The following is a 17,803-nucleotide window of genomic DNA, read 5'->3' on the forward strand; positions in this document are numbered from 1 at the left end:
CGTGGTGCATTAGTCGCGCAGGGCGACGCGGCGGCTTTCGGCATAAGCAGCGATGCGCTGTTCCGCCTTCGGCATGGCGCGGGCCATCGATTCCTTTTCGCAGTTATTCTGGTCGATCCGTTCTTTCAACGTGATCGCCCGCGGGCTGGCGCAGACGCGCTGGACAGCCGATTTGACGCGGGTTTTCAGGCGTTCCTGGCCCTTGGCGGTGGACAGGTCGAGATCTTCATGCTGGACCGCGACAGTCTTCCATTCCGCCATAGCAGGGGTCGATAAAGCCAGTGCCGATGCGGCAATCAGTGCAACGTGAAACAGCTTGGGGGTAGCCATTTTGAACATCCTTTTTTTAAAGGCCGCGACGTTATGCCGTCGGCCAGTGGGAGAGGGTGCAGGCGGGCCGACTTCCGTAGCTGGGGAGCAAGTTTGCAAGCCCGTCCTGCAGTTACGTTTCTACCCCCGCTGTGTTGCCCGGGCATTACAGTTTCGATAAAGTGCAAAGACAGTCGATGGTTCGACCAGCGTCAGGGCGAACGCACATAATGGTTCGACCAACGACATATTTTGCAATTTTATTACAAAAATTCCGGCCAGAATGCCGTTCGACGGCTAGATCAGCCCGGCGAGCGGACTTGACGGATCGGCGTACATCCGGCGGCCCATACGTCCGGCGCGGTAGGCCAGACGGCCCGATTCGACCGCAAGTTTCATCGCCGTCGCCATTGCCACCGGATCTTTTGCCTCCGCAATGGCTGTGTTCATCAGCACACCGTCGCAGCCCAGTTCCATCGCCACAGCCGCGTCCGACGCGGTGCCGACACCTGCATCCACCAGAACAGGAACAGATGCGCCTTCGACGATCAGGCGGATCGTCACGCGGTTCTGGATACCCAGCCCGGAACCAATCGGCGCGCCCAGGGGCATGATCGCCACCGCGCCTGCCTCTTCCAGCTGCTTCGCGGCGATGGGATCATCAACGCAATAGACCATGGGCAGAAAGCCTTCCTTGGCCAGCACCTCGGTCGCCTTCAATGTTTCGCGCATATCGGGGTAAAGCGTCTTCGCCTCCCCCAGCACCTCAAGCTTTACAAGATCCCAGCCGCCCGCCTCTCGCGCCAGCCGCAGGGTGCGGATTGCGTCGTCGGCAGTGAAGCATCCGGCGGTGTTGGGCAGATAGGTGTATTTTTTGGGATCGATATAATCGGTCAGCATCGGTGCCTTCGGATCGGACACATTCACCCGGCGCACAGCCACGGTGATAATCTCGGCCCCCGATGCCACCAGTGCGGCCGCATTTTGTTCAAAGTCCTTATATTTGCCGGTGCCGACAATCAGCCGCGACGAAAAAGTCCGGCCCGCGACGGTCCAGCTATCGTCCTGGCCGCCACCTACGAAATGCACAATTTCCAGCATGTCGCCCTCGGCAATGGACACATCGGCAAGGGTCGAGCGCGGGACGATCTCCAGATTGCGTTCCACCGCAACCTTGGCCGGATCCAGACCGATTTCGCGCACCAGATCGGCAACGCTGATTCCGGCCGCCACACGGCGCGGATCACCGTTTAATTGGATGGAAATGCTGTCGGTCATCTGGGAAAGGGCCATTTCGTCTCGCTTTTTCTGATTTGCGCCATATAGGAAGAGTGCAATTGCAATAGCAACCCGGCTTGCCAAAAAGGCGTCCTATGCGACCACGATATGGAATATTTTCACTATTGTTGGCGGCGATTGCATGCCCCGCACCTGCTTTTGCCGAGTTGCCCCCATCCATCCGGCAGATGATGGAAACCGCAGCGCGGGACGGCAATGCGGCGGAACTTGCCACTATCGTCAAATTTGCGCGCCTGACCTATCCGGCCGAAACTGTTGAAATCGACAATCTGCTGCTGACATTGGAAAGCAACCGCGTGCAGCAGGTTGCAGCAGCCCCGGTCGTATCCGCGCCGCCCGCACCCGTGGCCGTGGCTGTGGCCGAGGCTCCCGCGCCGGCACCTGCACCCCCGCCAGTCAAATGGTCCGGACGGGGCGATCTGGGCGGATTTCACACAAGCGGCAATACCGACAGTTTCGGCGTTACCGTCGGGGCCGTCATCAAGCGCACCGGTGCCGCATGGTCCCACCAGATCCGTCTGCGCGGCGACTATCAGGAGAGCGAAGGACGCACGTCGCGCGAATATCTGAACGCGGCCTATCAAAGCGACTGGACCATCAGCGACCAGCATTATGCCCTGGGCATATTGGAATATGAGCGCGATGTTCTGGCAGGGCTCGACCACCGTGCGACGTCCAGCCTTGGGCTCGGCTGGCGGATCGTGCGCGAGGCCGATGTGGCCATTTCTCTGGAGGCAGGCCCCGCATTCCGCCATGACTGGACGCGTGCGGGTGTCGAGCGGTCCAATTTCGCCGGCCGGGGCGCGCTGACCAGCAGCTGGCAGATGAACGACAAGGTGAAGCTGTCGCACAATATGGAACTGGTGGCTGAAGAGAATAGCAACACCATCCGCGCCGTTACAGGCCTGCAGGCAAAGCTGACCGGGCGGATTTCTTCACAGATTTCGTACGACCTGCGCTATCAGGATCGGCCTTTATTGGGCAAAGAGGAAACCGACACCGTGACCCGTATCGGGCTGACCTATGACTTTTGATGGAAGATAAAGCGTTTTGACCGACCTGATCTTTGTATTGAATGGCCCCAATCTGAACCTGCTCGGCACGCGCGAGCCGGAGATTTACGGACATGACACGCTCGACGACATTGCCGCGATGCTGGATGACCATGCGCGCGAGCGGGGGGCCGAGATTGATTTCCGGCAATCCAACCATGAAGGCCATTTGATCGACTGGCTGCACGAGGCGCAGGCCGAAGGGGCAAAGGCGGTGCTGCTGAACGCCGCAGGCTATACGCACACCTCCATCGCATTGCTCGACGCGATCAAGGCCATAAAAGTGCCGGTATATGAGGTCCATCTGTCCGACCCGCACACACGGGAAGAGTTCCGGCATTTAAGCTATGTGGGGATGGGCGCCAAAGCGGTGTTTGCAGGACATGGCGCAAAGTCCTATCAACTCGCGCTGGACGCAGCGTTACAAGTTTGACATTAGGCGCAGCACATTAAAAATTCGGGGCGCAAGGAGCAAAAAATGGCGGCAAAATCAGGCAGCAATGGTGGAATGCAGGTGGATACCGATCTGGTCCGCGAATTGGCCGAAATGCTGAACGATACCGGTTTGAGCGAAATCGAGGTCGAAGATGGCGATCGCAAGATCCGCGTATCGCGCACGATGACCGCCGTTGCGGCCCCTGTTGTGGCGGCTCCTGTTGCGGCGACACCGGCCGCTGCACCGGCGGCAGCCGCACCTGCACCGGCAGCCGAAAGCGCGCCGGCAGTCGCGGCGAATGCGTTGAAATCGCCAATGGTCGGCACTGCCTATCTGACCCCCGAACCCGATGCGGCACCTTTTGTTTCGGTGGGGCAGCAGGTGAAGGCGGGCGATACCGTCATGATTATCGAAGCGATGAAAGTCATGAATCCGATTGTCGCGCCCAACAGCGGCACCGTGACCGCGATTTATGTCGAGAGTGGGCAGCCTGTGGAATTTGACCAGCCGCTCATGGTTATTGCGTAAATATGGGTATTGAGAAAATCCTGATCGCCAACCGTGGCGAGATTGCGCTTCGCATCCATCGTGCCGCGCATGAAATGGGAATTAAAACGGTCGCTGTCCATTCGACAGCCGATGCCGACGCCATGCATGTCCGCCTTGCCGATGAAGCCATCTGCATCGGACCGCCTTCGGCCACGGACAGCTATTTGAACATTCCGGCGATTATTTCGGCGGCGGAAATCAGCCATGCGGATGCGATCCATCCCGGCTACGGCTTTTTATCCGAAAATGCGCAATTTGCGGAAATCGTGGAAAGCCACGACATCAAATGGATCGGCCCCAAGCCCGAACATATCCGCACCATGGGCGACAAAGTCGAGGCGAAGCGTTCCGCAGGTGCCCTTGGCCTGCCGCTCGTTCCGGGCAGCGACGGCGCAATCGAGGATGTGGCCGAGGCCAAAGCGATTGCGCGCGACATCGGTTATCCCGTGATTATCAAGGCCGCATCCGGCGGTGGCGGACGCGGCATGAAAGTGGTGAACAGCGAGGAAGAGCTGGAAAGCCAGATGCAGCAGGCAGGGTCAGAGGCGAAGGCCGCCTTTGGCGATGCGACCGTCTATCTTGAAAAATATCTGGGCAACCCGCGCCATATCGAATTCCAGGTATTTGGCGATGGCAATGGTAATGCCGTTCATCTGGGCGAGCGCGACTGTTCGCTGCAGCGCCGTCACCAGAAGGTTCTTGAAGAAGCGCCCTCGCCGGTGCTGTCCACGGCCGAACGTGACCGTATGGGCAATATCTGCGCCAAGGCCATGGCCGACATGGGCTATCGCGGCGCAGGTACCATCGAGTTTCTGTGGGAAAATGGCGAATTCTACTTCATCGAGATGAACACCCGTTTGCAGGTCGAACATCCCGTGACCGAGATGATCACCGGCCTCGACCTTGTCCGCGAACAAATCCGTGTGGCCGAAGGCAAGCCGCTTTCGTTCACGCAGGATGAAGTGACCTTTACAGGCCATGCGGTCGAATGCCGCATCAACGCCGAAGACCCTGTGACCTTCATGCCCTCACCCGGCACGGTCAGCTGGTACCACCCGCCGGGCGGGCTTTATGTCCGGGTCGATAGCGGGCTGTATCATGGTTATAAGGTGCCGCCTTATTATGACAGCATGATCGCCAAGCTGATCGTATATGGCCAGACGCGCGAAGGCTGTCTGATGCGGTTACGGCGCGCCTTGGGTGAATTTGTGATCGAGGGGATGAAGACAACCATTCCTTTGCACCAGAAACTTCTGGAAGATCCCGATTTCCAGAACGGCAATTACACCATCAAATGGCTTGAAGAATGGCTGGCGAAGGACGCCAGCTAATGCTTTCCCGCCGGCAGGTGGCGCTGGGGCTGGCTCTTGCGCCACTCGCCGGATGCGCCCCTGCCCGGCCGGACAAGGATGTTGCCTTCATTCCCGCAAAACAGGCGAAGTCGCTGGCGGCGACCGACACAGGCCGTCTGGTTGAACTGGTAAAGCTCGATCCCAGCATCCGCCTCGATATGCGCTATGCGACGACGAATAATTTCACCGGCACCGTTTTATATAGCGAGGCACGCGCTTTCCTGACCGCACCTGCGGCCGAAGCGGTCGTCCGCGCCAGCCGCGTTGCCCGGGCCGAGGGCTTTGGCCTCACCATCTTCGACGCCTATCGCCCCTGGCGCGTGACGAAGAAGCTTTGGGATGCAACGCCTGTTGGTCCCAAGAAAGACTATGTCGCGAACCCGAAGCGGGGGTCGAAGCATAATCGGGGATGCGCGGTTGACCTCAGCCTGCACGATCTGGCCACGGGCAAGCTGGTCGAAATGCCGACCGGCTTTGACGATTTTTCGGAAAAAGCGCACCGCGACTATATGGGCGCGAGTGCCGTGGCGCTTGAAAACCGCGCCCGCCTGGAACGCTATCTGGAGGCCGAGGGCTTTGTCGGCCTGTCCAACGAATGGTGGCATTTCGACTTTACGGGGTGGGAGAAATTTCCGGTGCTGGACATTCCGTTCGACAAGGTGGGGTGAAGGTCCTTTGGATCATTCGCGCAATTCTGTTCATCAAAAGGCTTCCTTTCATGAACATGAACTGCGGGTTCAGCCACGCTTCACAACGACTCGGCCATTAACCACTCATGTCGGGGCATTGGGCGCCCGCATCGGGGAATGATCATGAAGAAGATTATTTTGGCAACACTGGCCGCCGCAACGGTGATGACGCCTGTTGTTGCTCAGGCGGCAACACTTCCGGTCGACACCGGACGCAATGCCCTGCAATTGCAGGATGAAGCATCGTTCCAGCGTGGCGAAGGCCGCGATGGCGACGGACGCAGGGGCGAACGGCGTCGCGGTGGCGACGGGCAGCGCGGTGGCAATCAGGGCTGGCGCACCCAGCAGGACGCACCGCCACAGGCACGCGAGGAAGCGCCGCAACCTCAACGCGCACCGCGCAATTGGGCGCAGGAACGTCGCAATGACGACAGGTTCAATCGCCGCAACGGTGGAAACCAGGGTGGTTACCAGCCGGGCGGCTATCAACCGGGCGGCTACCAACAGCGTGACCGCGACGATGATGACCGGCAGCGCAACTGGAACCGTGGCCGCGAAGGCAGCATTGACCGCAGCGGACAGAATTATGGCAACCGTAACTGGGGCCGTGACAATGATTACCGGGGCAACCGCTGGAACCATAGCTGGCGCAACGACCGTCGTTACGATTGGCGCGGCCATCGCGACCGGTACCGCAACTATTATCGCCCGGGACGCTATTACGCGCCGTATCGCGGCCATAGCTACCGGCGCTTCGGCATCGGCATCACCATAGGTTCGGGCTATTTTGGCGAACGTTACTGGATCAACGATCCGTCCTATTACCGCCTGCCGCCGGCCTATGGCCCCTATCGCTGGGTGCGTTATTATGACGATGTCCTGCTGGTCGACTTACGGTCCGGCCGCGTCGTCGACGTCATCTACGACTTCTTCTGGTAAGAAGCCGGTCGCAAGAAAAAGAAGAACCCGGGCGTCCCAGACGTCCGGGTCTTTTTTTTGCCCGATTTTTTTCTTGTAAGATAACGCCAAGCTGCCCAATCTCCCTCCTGTAAAAGAGGGAGAGAATTATGTTCCGTTCCATGCTTCTGGCCAGCATCGCACTGGCCGCCGCGACACCTGCTCTGGCCGAGACGCAGGCGCTCCTCGTCGGCAACCTGATCCCCGACGCGGCGACGGGGCCAACCGGCCCGGCTGTCATCATGGTCGAAGATGGCCGTATCAAGGAAATCAATCGCGGAACAAACATCCCATATAAGGCCGACGTCGTTGTCGATCTGTCCAATTTGACCGTCGTGCCCGGCTTTATCGACCTGCATGTCCACCTGACCGGCGACCCCGGCGGGGATTTCCGCGACGAAGCGGTGGACCCTGACGAATGGGGCGTGGTCATGGGCGTCAAGAATGCCGCGCTGACCGTGAAGGCCGGATTTACCACCGTGCGTGAGGCAGGATCGGCCCAGAACACCGCATTCGTCCTGCGCCGGGGCACGGCAGAGGGCAAGATTGTCGGACCGCGCATTGTCGCGGCCGGACCTGCACTATCGATCGTGGGCGGCCATGGCGATGTCACCGGCTTCCGCAAGGATGTGCTCGCCGCGCTCGATACCGGTTATACCTGCACCGGCCCGGTCGAATGTGCGGAGAAGGTGCGCAAGGCATCGCGACTGGGTGCCGATGTCATCAAGATTACGGCAACCGGCGGCGTTCTGTCGCAACAGGGCCGCGGGCTGGAAGCGCATTTCACCGATGCGGAAATGAAATCCATCGCCGACACTGCCCATTCACTGGGCCTGAAGGTCATGGCCCACGCCCATGGCGCACGCGGCATCGAAGCGGCGGCAGCGGCAGGCATCGATACCATTGACCATGGCACCTTTGCCGATGAAGCAGCCCTGAAGGTCATGAAGGCCAAGGGCACCGTGCTGGTTCCCACGCTGATGGCACTGGAAGGAGTGCGCGCGCGGATCGGCAAAGGCATCTACACACCGACTGTAGAGGTAAAGGCGCGGCAGGCGCTGGAGGCTGCAGGTCGGCAGGTTACACGCGCCAAGGCGATGGGCGTGACCGTGGCCTTTGGCACCGATGCCGGCGTGTTCGAACATGGCAGCAATGGCAGCGAATTCGCCCTGCTGGTAAAGGCGGGCCTGACACCGGCCGAAGCATTGGCGAGTGCCACGACCGTTGCGGCGAAAACTTTGGGCATGGAAAATGAAATTGGCCGAATCGCGGTCGGCTATTCCGCCGACCTGGTCGCCGTCAGCGAAAATCCGCTTACCAATATCACGACACTCGAAAAGCCGTCATGGGTCATGGTAAGAGGCCGCATCGTTCCCTGATTCGGACCCGATATGCTTGCAGAAACGCCCGCCAAAAAGTTCGACGCCAATAATGATCCGGCAAAGCTTGCCCGGATCGGCGCGCATGTCACCAAGCGGCTGAACGCCAACCCGCTGGTGCAGCAGGTCGAGCATCCCGATGCGCAGCTTTATCTGTACCAGGGTTTTTTGAGCAAGGCCGACTGCAAGACGCTCGTCCAGAAAATCGACGCCGATGCTGTCCCGTCAACGCTGTACAAAGGCACGGAACAGGCGGGTTTCCGGACCAGCTATAGCTGCCACCTGAACCGCTGGGACGCCTTTGTCGCCAAGGTCGAGGCGCGGATGAGCGACGTGCTCGGCATCGAGAATGACTATGCCGAAACAATGCAGGGGCAGCGTTATCAGGTCGGGCAGGAATTCAAGGCGCATCATGATTTCTTCCACCCCAGCCAGAGCTATTGGGAGCAGGAAGGCCCCTCGGGCGGGCAGCGCAGCTGGACCGCGATGATCTTCCTCAACGAACCCGAAGAAGGTGGCGCGACCGAGTTTCCGCATCTGGGTCTGGGTGTCCGTCCGCAGACGGGCATGATGCTGATGTGGAACAATATGAACCTTGACGGCACGCTGAATTACAAGACGCTCCACACCGGCACGCCGGTCATCAAGGGCGTGAAGCATGTCATCACCAAATGGTACCGGCAGAATAACTGGCTGGAAATCAATACCCCCAAAGACAGCTAATTGCTGTCTGTCGAATAATGTTTGCGGCTTGAAGCCGTTGGCCGAAAAGAAAAGCCATTGCGGGCTGCCGTCGGCGGCACCAATGTTTATGGAGAAATGCTTGTGAAATCACTGAAACTCATCTTGCTTGCAGGGGCCGCGCTGACGGCACCTTTTGCTACGGCCGCCGTCGCCCAGACTGCACCTGCCGCTGCGACCACGCAGACCGAAGGCCAGCGTCTGGCCGCTTTATTCGCCGCCGATGATGAAGGCAGCCTGAAGCGCAATCCGCTCAACGCCCTGTTCCGCGGCGACATGCGCTATGCCGACCGCTTCGGCGATTTCATCAGCGACGAGTATTTTGCCAATGAACGAAAGGCTGCCGAGGCCAATCTCGAAAATCTGAAAACGATCGACCGCGAAAAACTGAACGCCACGGACAAGATCGCCTATGATGTGTTCAAGCAGAGCCAGGTTGACGCGCTCAAGGGTCTGTCGAAGGAAATCATGGACCTGACCGTGGTCCGTCCGCTGAACCATTTCTTCGGCTTCCACACTTTCTATCCGACCTTTGCCAGCGGCCAGGGCGCGGCGCCGTTCAAAACGGTCCAGGATTATGAAAACAACCTGAAACGCCACAAGGAATTCATCGTGCTGATGGACCGTTCGATTGACCGGTTCCGTCAGGGCATGGCGTCGGGCGTATTTGAAACCAAATTGACGATCACGAACGTCATTGACCAGTTGAATACCCAATTGGCCCAGTCCACCGAAGAATCCCCCTATTTTGGTCCGGTGAAGAAATTCCCCGAAGGCTTCAGCGATGCCGACAAGGCGCGCCTGACCGCCGAATATCGCGACATCATCGAAAAGGGGCTCTACCCCGCCAACACCCGTCTGCGCGACTTCCTGCGCGACAGCTATCTGCCGCTGGCACGCGAGCAGGTCGGCCTGTCGGCGATGAAGGGCGGCGAGATGCTGTACCAGTACCAGATCGAGCAGACGACGACCCTGCCGCTCAAGGCGGACGAGATCCACAAGCTCGGCCTGTCCGAAGTGGCACGGATCAAGACCGGCATGGAAAAGATCAAGAATGAGGTCGGTTTCAAAGGCACGCTGCCCGAATTTTTCGAGCATCTGCGCACCGACCCGAAATTCAAGCCGACCAGCCGGGAAAGCCTGACCCAAGGCTATTATGACATCGGGAAAAAGGTCGACAGCCTGATTTCGACCCAGTTCAAATATCTTCCCAAGGCGCCGCTCGAAATCAAACCCTATGAAGAGTTTCGCGAAAAATACGAAGCCGGCGGCAGCTACCAGAACGGTACGCCCGACGGTTCGCGTCCGGGCACCTTCTATTTCAACGCCTATGACCTGCCCAGCCGCACCACGCCGGGCATGACCACGCTGTACCTGCACGAAGGCGCACCGGGGCACCATTTCCAGATCAGCATCGCACAGGAAAATGAAGCGCTTCCCGCCTTCATGCGCTTTGGTGGCAACACGGCCTATGTCGAAGGCTGGGCGCTTTATGCCGAAACGCTGGGCTATGATATGGGACTGTTTAAGGACCCCTATCAGCGCTTCGGCACCCTGTCGGACGAAATGCTGCGCGCCATGCGTCTGGTGGTCGACACCGGCCTGCACAGTAAGGGTTGGACCCGCGAACAGGCGATCGACTATATGCTCGCCAACAGCGACATGGGCAAAACCGACGCCACAGCCGAGGTCGAGCGTTACATCGCCATTCCGTCGCAGGCCCTGGCCTACAAGATCGGCGCGATCACCATCCTTCGTCTGAAGGACAAGGCGAAGAAGGCGCTGGGTGCGAAATTCGACGTGCGCGAATTCCACAACCAGGTGCTAAACACCGGCGCCCTGCCTTTGGCGGTGCTTGAAAAGAAAATCGACGACTGGATTGCAGCGTCCAAATAAAGACAATAAGCTCCCCCCATCACAGCACATGTGGTGGGGGGCTTATGAAGACTCGGATTGCGGTTGGTTTATTCTGTTTATGGGCACTTTTTCTGCCCGCTACCGCCCGGGCCGAATGGCATGAAGCCAGCAGCGACCATTTCCTCGTCATTGCCGACCAGAAGGAAAAGGATGTCCGCGAATTTACCGAACGTCTCGAACGCTACCACAGCGGTCTGCTGGGGATTTTGAAGCGGCCAAGCGAAAAACCGAGCCCGTCCAACCGCGTTACCATTTTTATCGTCCGCAGCGCCGGGCAGGTGCAAAAACTTGCCGGAGACAAGAGCGGCTGGCTGCAGGGTTTCTATTCACCCCGTGCCGGCGGATCGGTCGCCTTTGCATCGCGTGTGGATACCGACGGCTCCTATATTTCGCAAAGCGAACAAACCCTTTTCCACGAATATGCCCATCATGTCATGCATGGCGCGAGTGAATGGGCCACGCCGCGCTGGTACAGCGAAGGCTTTGCCGAGTTTTTTTCCACCGTCCGTTTTGAAAAGGATGGCGGTATGGGCATAGGTCTGCCCGCAAACCACCGCGCGGCGGAATTGAACTATGCCGTCGACGTCCCCATCGAGGCGCTGCTGGATTCTGCAACCTACGAAAACCGCAAGGTCAAAGGGTATGACGAATTTTACGGGCGCAGCTGGCTGCTTTACCATTATCTGCAAATGTCGGGCACCCGTCCGGGGCAGTTGACCAAATACCGCGCGGCCCTCGCCAATGGGGCGACCGAGTGGGACGCGGCGCAGACCGCCTTCGGTGACCTCAAAGTTCTGGACAAGGAACTGAAAGCCTATCTGAACAAGGGCAAGATGCGCTATCTGCCCATCGCGGCAGACAAGCTGGCCGTCGGGCCGATTACGATCCGCAAGCTCAGCGAAGCCGAAAGCGCCATGATGCCGGTCATTCTGGAATCCAAGCGCGGCGTGGATGCGGAATCCGCCAAAGTCCTGCTTCCCAAGGCGCAGGCGGTTGCCGCAAAATATCCGGATGATCCCGCGATCCTTGCCGCCCTTGCCGAGGCAGAACATGATGCGGGCAATTATACCGCAGCACTCGCCGCCGCCGACAAGGCCCTGCTCGCTGCGCCCACTTTGGTGAACGCCCATGTGCAGAAAATCTATGCGCTGTCGCGTCTTGCCGAAAATGCAACAAATGCCGATGCAGCCTGGAAGAAAGTGACCCGCGCCGTCACGGCTTTGAACAAGATCGAGACCGATCACCCTATTCCGCTCATCTATTATTACCGCAGCCTGCAAATGTCCGGGAAGGACATTAGCGAAGTTGCCGCGCACGGGCTGGAACGGGCGTTGCAGCTTGCACCCTATGACCAGGCCGTGCGCTGGCAAGTGGTGCAGCAATTGATGGATGAAGAAAATTTCGGCGGCGCCTATCGGACGCTGATGCCGCTGGCCAACGATCCGCACAACCGCAGCGAAGACAATCCCGCCATCCCGCTCCTTGCCGAAATCAAGGAGAAATACGAAGCGCAACTGGCGGCGGCGCAACCGCCAGCCCCCGCCAGCAGCGGGAAATAGGGAGAGCGCCATGCCGAGTATGATCGCACGAATAGCCGCTGTTGTGCTGCGCACGACGGGCATCTACCGCAAGCTGTTTACAGGCGGCCCGCAATTTCAGGAAAATATCGCAAAATCCCGCGCCCAGCCGACGCCTGCGCCAAGCGCCAAGGCGCGCGGCAGCCTGAATGTTGCGCAAACAGAGTTTGGCGGCCAAACCATCTGGACCCTTGCCCCCAAGGACCGTGAACCCACGGCCCACATCCTCTTTTGGCATGGCGGCGGATATATCTATCCCGCAGCGGCTGTGCATTGGGACTTTCTGGCGCATATGGCAAAGGTGCACGGTTGGTCCGTGACGGCACCGCTTTATCCTTTGGCACCCGAAAGCAATGCGCAAGCGACCACGCAATGGGCGATGGATTTCACCCGCAGCTATGTCGAGGGGTTGAACGGCAAGCCCTATGTCATGGGCGGTGATTCCGCAGGTGGCGGGCTTACGGCGGCGGTCGCCCAATCGTCCCGAGACGGGGGCCCCGCAGCGGCACAGGCGCTGATCCTGATCTGCCCCTGGCTCAACCTTGACCCCGTGCATCCCGAACAGGCGCAGATCGAGCCGCGCGACGGTATCCTGACCATCAGCGGTATAACCGACGCAGGGCGTGTCTATGCGGCAGACCTGCCCATCAACGATTCGCGGTGCAGCCCGCTCTTCGGCAATTGGGACGGGCTTCCCCCGATCCTCGCCTTTGGGGGCGGCGACGACCTGCTGGTCACCGACGCCCGTGCGCTGAAGGCACGGCATCCTGCCGTCGTCTACCGCGAGCTTGCCGGGATGCTGCACGACTGGCCGATTTTCACATTCCGCGAATCGCGCGCCGCACAGGCCGAGATGGCCGCCTTTTCCGCAAGCGCGGTAACGTAGCGGATTTGGACGCCTCCCGCTTTTGCGCTATGATCGGACCATGAGAAGTGGAGAGTTCCCATGCCCGCGGTAAAAGCCGCAAATCCCCGCCAGATTTTCGGGGCGGAAAAATGGATGCGCATCACGGCGGTCTCGCCCTGGCGCGGGGTCTGGCTGATCGCGCATGCATGGGCGGTAGTGGCCCTCGCCGCCTTTGGCGCGGCCGCGGCATGGCAATGGAGCTGGATTGCCGGCCTTATCGCAACGCCGGTGGCGCTGGCTGTTCTGGGCGGCCGCCAACTGGGCCTTGCCATATTGATGCATGAGGGCGCGCACGGTTTGCTCCATCCCGATCGCAAGATGAACAATTTTCTGGGCCAATGGCTGACCGGCGCAGCGACCGGCAGCGACCTTCACGCCTATCGTGCCTATCATCTGACGCACCACAAATTCACGCAGCAGCCCGAGGATCCCGACCTGTCGCTGTCCGCGCCCTTCCCCACCAGCCCGGCCAGCCTGCGGCGCAAGGCCATTCGCGACCTGACAGGCCAGACCTTTTTCAAGCAGCGTAGCCACCAGTTCGCCGCCGCATGGCGCGGGGTGAAGGCCATTTGGCGGAACGAAAGCGGGGACGCCGCGGCCAAGCGCGACACGAGCGCGGGGCGGATGCTGAACCTACAGAGCCGGTCGGGCATTGACGCGCCTGTGGCCAATATTGACGGCGCCAAGACAACCGCGCGCACCGTAGGCCGTTTCCTGGCTATCCAGCTTATATTGCTCGGGGTCTCTCTGCTCTTCTGGGGATGGTTGCCCTTTGTGCTTTGGCTCGTCGCGCTGGCAACGACGTTCCAGCTATTCCTGCGGATACGCAACATCGCCGAACATGCCTGCACCACCACGGGCAGCGAAGATCCCTTTTCCCATGCGCGCACCACCTATGCAGGGCTGATCGAACGCACGACCGTTGCGCCCTATTGGGTCAATTTCCACAGCGAGCACCATCTGTTCATGGGCGTGCCCTGTTACAGCCTGCCCTTGGCCCATGCCCTGCTGGGCGAGGGGAATTACCATCACCGGATGACAATCGAACTCGATTACCGGTCTGTCCTGCGCAAAGTTACAGCCAGCCAGCCCGTTTGAACCGGATGTAGAGCGTGAGGCAGATGGTCGCCATCACGCCAACGACGGCATAATAGCCATATTCCCAGCGCAGTTCGGGCATGATGTCGAAATTCATGCCGTAAATGCCGGCAATCGCCGTCGGCACCGCAAGGATCGCGGCCCACGCCGCCAGTTGCCGCGTAATCGCGCCCTGCCGCTGCTGTTCCAGAAGGCCGCTCGTTTCGATAACAGATGTCAGCGTATCACGCAGCCCCGCCACACGGTACATGACCCGCCGGATATGGTCGAGCAGGTCGCGGAAATAGGGATGTATATCCACATCAATCTGCGGCAGGTGGAGGTTGAGGAACTGGCTCGCCAGGTCCTCCATCGGGCCCAATATGCGGTGCAGGCGGAACAGCTCGCGGCGCAGGGTAAACAGGCGCGCGGTTTCCGAACGGTTGAGGAAGCTTTCCACCGCATGGTCTTCCATCGCCAGCACTTTTTCTTCCAGCTCGTCCACCACCGGGAAATAACCGTCGACAACGAAATCCAGTATCGCGTGCAGGACATAGTCGGGACCATGCTTCAGCAACCAGGGCGTCGCCTCCAGTTGCGCGCGCAAGGGGGTATGCGCCCGGTCCGACCCATGACGCACGGTGACAATGAACTGCCGCCCGACAAAGATGGCGGTGTTGCCATATTCGATCCGGTCGCCCTTCAGATGCGCCGTGCGCGCGACGAGAAACAGATGGTCGCCATAGGGTTCCATCTTGGGCAAATGGCGGGGGTCCAGCGCATCCTCGACCGCCAGCGGGTGCAGCCCGAAATGCTCCTGAACCCGCTTTACCGTCCCGTCATCGGGTTCGTGCAGGCCGATCCAGATGAAATCGCCCGGCTTTTCGACATGGGGGATGGGCTTCGCAAGATCGATCTCGGTCAGAACTTTGCCGTCGCGGTACAGACGGGCGGCGATCACGCTCAACGGGGCTGCTCCTCGTCGGGCCGTTTCAAGGCGCTGACCTGTTCGATCAGATGGTTGACCTTTTCATGCAGCCGCAGGATTTCCAGCTCCGCCCGCAAATTGACTTCATAGTCATGCGCGGCCGCGTTGCGGTCCTTGTCCGCCTGCCGGTTCTGGCTCATCATGATGATCGGAGCCTGCACCGCCGCAAGGGTCGAGAGCATCAGGTTCAGGAAGATGAAGGGATAGGGATCAAACGCCATCCCCAGCCGGTTCAAAATTTGCGAATTCAGGATCATCCAGCCGAACAGGACGATGGTGAAGGCGATGATGAACCCCCAACTGCCGCCGACCGCCGCCACATGGTCCGACAGGCGCTCCCCAAAGGTCGCGCTCTCTTCGTGGACGACGCCTATGTCCTGCGTCGTTTCGCGTTTGTGGATACGTTCCAGCACACGCCGTTCCGCCGCCGACAGGGCATCGCTGGATTTGCCAAGCAGCTCCAGCGCCAGATCGTCAACGGTCCGCGGCGTCGTCATGCGCATTCATCCAGAACAGGCGATGCCGCCATGCCATCGGGTGCGGCAAAGGTCTGTTTGAAGGTGAATGCGTCGGGCGTGGGGCCCTGCTGGGCCAGCAAGGCGATCTTTGCCAAACCTTCGGCCACGGTCGGAATGTGCCCCACCGGCACCCACCACAAGGCCTGGTAAACGGCCATTTGTTCCAGCCATTCGCGGCGCCGGCGCATGATCGCCAGATGTTCGGGGTTGCGGTAGACAAATGCGCCCAGGGCCGCGACATCGGTCCACACCGACATGTTGACCGCAAGACGGGGATCATCGGGCACCGCATCAATATCTATCGCGTCATTCCCCTCGCCCACCAGCCGCCAGATAAAGCCGGGCGCGGCATCCGCCAGCGCGTTGACGCCGTCGAGGGCATCCATAAACCCCGCATTTGCAGGGTCGTCCTTGGGCAGGGTGAAACGGGCGATGTTGATTTGCGCGATATGATATCCGCTCATGCAAGCGCCTCCGCAATCAGGGCACGGCTGTTGACAATGCCGTAAAGCGCGATGAAGCTGCCCATGCGCGGCCCCGCGCTGGAGCCGAGCAGCGTTTCGTACAGCGCCTTGAACCAGTCGCGCAGATTTTCAAATCCGCCTTCCTTGCCGATTTCGTAGACGATATTCTGGATATCTTCCGCGCTCGTATCCGCGGGCAGCGCCGCCAGCCGCGCGTCGAGCGTCTGCAAGGCCGCGATTTCCACGCCCTCGGGCTTGCGCTTGTGCAGGGTCGGTGCAACAAAATCACGGTTATAGGCAAGCGCGATCGGGATCAGCTCGGCCAGCTCGGGCGAGTTTTCGGCGTTCGCACCTTCGGCATAATTGCCAAGATAGGCCCATACCTGATCCTCGGTGGCACCCGCACCCATGACCCCGACCAGATTCAACAGCAGGCCAAAGGTAACAGGCGGCTGGCCGGTCGGCACATTGCCATTGTGGATATGGTGCACAGGGTTGCCGAGCCGCTTTTCAATCGGCTGTTCATGCCAGGCACTGCGGAACTGGAAATATTCGTCCACCGCCTTGGGCACGACACCCAGATGCAGTTGCTTCGCGCTTTTGGGCTCGCGATAGGCATAGAAGGCCACGCTGTTTTCCGTCCCGTATTTCAGCCAGTCTTCGAGCGCGAGGCCATTGCCCTTGGACTTGGAAATCTTCTCGCCCTTTTCATCGAGGAACATCTCGTAAATCAGGCTTTCGGGCGGACGGCCGCCGAGCACGCGGGCGATCTTGCCCGACTGCACGCCGCTGTCGGTCAGGTCCTTGCCATACATTTCATAATCAATGCCCAGCGCAACCCAGCGCATCGCCCAGTCGACCTTCCACTGCAGCTTTGCCTTGCCGCTCAGGATGGATTGGGTGACCCGTTCGCCTTCATCGTCAAAGGCAATCAGGCCCGCCTCGGCATCGACCACCTCGACCGGCACCTGCAGGACAATGCCGCTCTTTTCACTGATCGGAAGGACCGGCGAATAGGTGGCGGCGCGTTCCTTGCGCAGCGTCGGCAGCATGATGTCCATGATCGCCTGATAATGGCGCAGGACATTTTTCAGCGCCTCGTCAAAGGCACCGCTTTCATATTTGCTGGCCGACGAGATAAATTCATATTCGAACCCGAACTGGTCCAGAAATTCGCGCAGCATCGCATTGTTATGCGCCGCGAAGCTGTCATATTTTTCGAACGGATCGGGTATCCGCGACAAGGGCTTGCCAAGATGTTCGGCCAGCATCGCCTGGTTCGGCACATTGTCGGGCACCTTGCGCAAGCCGTCCATATCGTCCGAAAATTCGATCAGCCGCGTCGGCGCATCGGACAGCGTGGCAAAGGCATTGCGCACCATCGTCGTGCGCAGCACCTCGTTAAAGGTGCCGATATGCGGCAGGCCAGACGGACCATAGCCGCATTCAAACACCAAAGGCACACCGCCCGGCTTTCCCTGCGGATAGCGTTTCAAAAGCCGCCGCGCCTCTTCATAAGGCCAGGCTTTGGATTGGCTTGCGATCTCGCGGAGGTCAGTCACGTGTTGCTCTTTCGTTCTGTTTGCGCCACT

18 protein-coding genes are annotated in these 17,803 nt (G+C 59.7%); 12 read left to right on the top strand and 6 right to left on the bottom strand.

Annotated features, from left to right (window positions below):
• Positions 1-9: 9 nt before the first annotated feature.
• Entirely contained in the window at positions 10-330 is a 321-nt protein-coding gene (locus FOM92_RS09405; RefSeq protein WP_170226839.1) for a UrcA family protein, read from the bottom strand.
• A gap of 276 nt (positions 331-606) precedes the next feature.
• Positions 607-1,602, bottom strand: a complete 996-nt coding sequence (gene thiS, locus FOM92_RS09410) for a sulfur carrier protein ThiS (RefSeq protein ID WP_425473379.1) — start codon at positions 1,600-1,602, stop codon at positions 607-609.
• Between the two features lie 80 nt (positions 1,603-1,682).
• Between thiS and FOM92_RS09415 the strand changes: the two genes are divergently transcribed.
• From FOM92_RS09415 to FOM92_RS09470, 12 genes are all read left to right on the top strand, one after another.
• Positions 1,683-2,642, top strand: coding sequence for a DUF481 domain-containing protein (locus FOM92_RS09415; RefSeq protein WP_143776621.1), 960 nt, complete (start codon positions 1,683-1,685; stop codon positions 2,640-2,642).
• A gap of 16 nt (positions 2,643-2,658) precedes the next feature.
• Positions 2,659-3,093: a type II 3-dehydroquinate dehydratase gene (locus FOM92_RS09420; RefSeq protein WP_143776622.1), complete on the top strand. Its 435-nt coding sequence runs from the start codon at positions 2,659-2,661 to the stop codon at positions 3,091-3,093.
• Between the two features lie 45 nt (positions 3,094-3,138).
• The gene (gene accB / locus FOM92_RS09425) at positions 3,139-3,624 is read left to right on the top strand and encodes an acetyl-CoA carboxylase biotin carboxyl carrier protein (RefSeq protein WP_246087251.1); all 486 of its coding nucleotides are present in this window, start codon (positions 3,139-3,141) and stop codon (positions 3,622-3,624) included.
• A gap of 2 nt (positions 3,625-3,626) precedes the next feature.
• Positions 3,627-4,976, top strand: a complete 1,350-nt coding sequence (gene accC, locus FOM92_RS09430) for an acetyl-CoA carboxylase biotin carboxylase subunit (RefSeq protein ID WP_143776623.1) — start codon at positions 3,627-3,629, stop codon at positions 4,974-4,976.
• On the top strand, positions 4,976-5,665 hold the full coding sequence (locus FOM92_RS09435) for a M15 family metallopeptidase (protein ID WP_170226840.1): 690 nt from the start codon (positions 4,976-4,978) through the stop codon (positions 5,663-5,665). Before accC ends, FOM92_RS09435 begins: the two co-directional genes overlap by 1 nt.
• Before the next feature lie 144 nt (positions 5,666-5,809).
• A complete protein-coding gene (locus FOM92_RS09440) occupies positions 5,810-6,625 on the top strand; it encodes an RcnB family protein (RefSeq protein WP_246087252.1) in 816 nt (271 codons plus the stop codon).
• 128 nt (positions 6,626-6,753) lie between these two features.
• Positions 6,754-8,022 (top strand): metal-dependent hydrolase family protein, encoded by a 1,269-nt coding sequence (locus FOM92_RS09445; protein ID WP_143776626.1) that lies wholly within the window; start codon positions 6,754-6,756, stop codon positions 8,020-8,022.
• 12 nt (positions 8,023-8,034) lie between these two features.
• Complete coding sequence (locus tag FOM92_RS09450) at positions 8,035-8,745, top strand: prolyl hydroxylase family protein (RefSeq protein ID WP_143776627.1); 711 nt, start codon at positions 8,035-8,037, stop codon at positions 8,743-8,745.
• Positions 8,746-8,841: 96 nt separating this feature from the next.
• Entirely contained in the window at positions 8,842-10,659 is a 1,818-nt protein-coding gene (locus tag FOM92_RS09455; protein WP_211347386.1) for a DUF885 domain-containing protein, read from the top strand.
• Between the two features lie 44 nt (positions 10,660-10,703).
• Positions 10,704-12,239: a hypothetical protein gene (locus FOM92_RS09460; protein ID WP_143776630.1), complete on the top strand. Its 1,536-nt coding sequence runs from the start codon at positions 10,704-10,706 to the stop codon at positions 12,237-12,239.
• Positions 12,240-12,249: 10 nt separating this feature from the next.
• Complete coding sequence (locus FOM92_RS09465; protein ID WP_143776631.1) at positions 12,250-13,143, top strand: alpha/beta hydrolase fold domain-containing protein; 894 nt, start codon at positions 12,250-12,252, stop codon at positions 13,141-13,143.
• A 60-nt stretch (positions 13,144-13,203) separates the two neighbouring features.
• The gene (locus FOM92_RS09470; protein ID WP_143776633.1) at positions 13,204-14,262 is read left to right on the top strand and encodes a fatty acid desaturase family protein; all 1,059 of its coding nucleotides are present in this window, start codon (positions 13,204-13,206) and stop codon (positions 14,260-14,262) included.
• Here the strand turns inward: FOM92_RS09470 and corA are convergent.
• The 4 genes from corA to FOM92_RS09490 are packed head-to-tail and all read right to left on the bottom strand — an operon-like array spanning position 14,240 to position 17,773.
• Entirely contained in the window at positions 14,240-15,208 is a 969-nt protein-coding gene (corA, locus tag FOM92_RS09475; protein ID WP_143776635.1) for a magnesium/cobalt transporter CorA, read from the bottom strand. The two genes, FOM92_RS09470 and corA, sit on opposite strands and share 23 nt — an antisense overlap.
• Complete coding sequence (locus tag FOM92_RS09480; RefSeq protein ID WP_143776638.1) at positions 15,205-15,726, bottom strand: DUF1003 domain-containing protein; 522 nt, start codon at positions 15,724-15,726, stop codon at positions 15,205-15,207. The genes corA and FOM92_RS09480 overlap by 4 nt, the downstream gene beginning before the upstream one ends.
• On the bottom strand, positions 15,723-16,211 hold the full coding sequence (locus FOM92_RS09485; protein WP_143776640.1) for a DUF3291 domain-containing protein: 489 nt from the start codon (positions 16,209-16,211) through the stop codon (positions 15,723-15,725). The genes FOM92_RS09480 and FOM92_RS09485 overlap by 4 nt, the downstream gene beginning before the upstream one ends.
• Entirely contained in the window at positions 16,208-17,773 is a 1,566-nt protein-coding gene (locus FOM92_RS09490) for a lysine--tRNA ligase (protein WP_143776643.1), read from the bottom strand. The genes FOM92_RS09485 and FOM92_RS09490 overlap by 4 nt, the downstream gene beginning before the upstream one ends.
• Positions 17,774-17,803 lie beyond the last annotated feature (30 nt).

This window comes from Sphingorhabdus contaminans, from assembly GCF_007280415.1.
Taxonomy (GTDB): domain Bacteria; phylum Pseudomonadota; class Alphaproteobacteria; order Sphingomonadales; family Sphingomonadaceae; genus Sphingorhabdus_B; species Sphingorhabdus_B contaminans.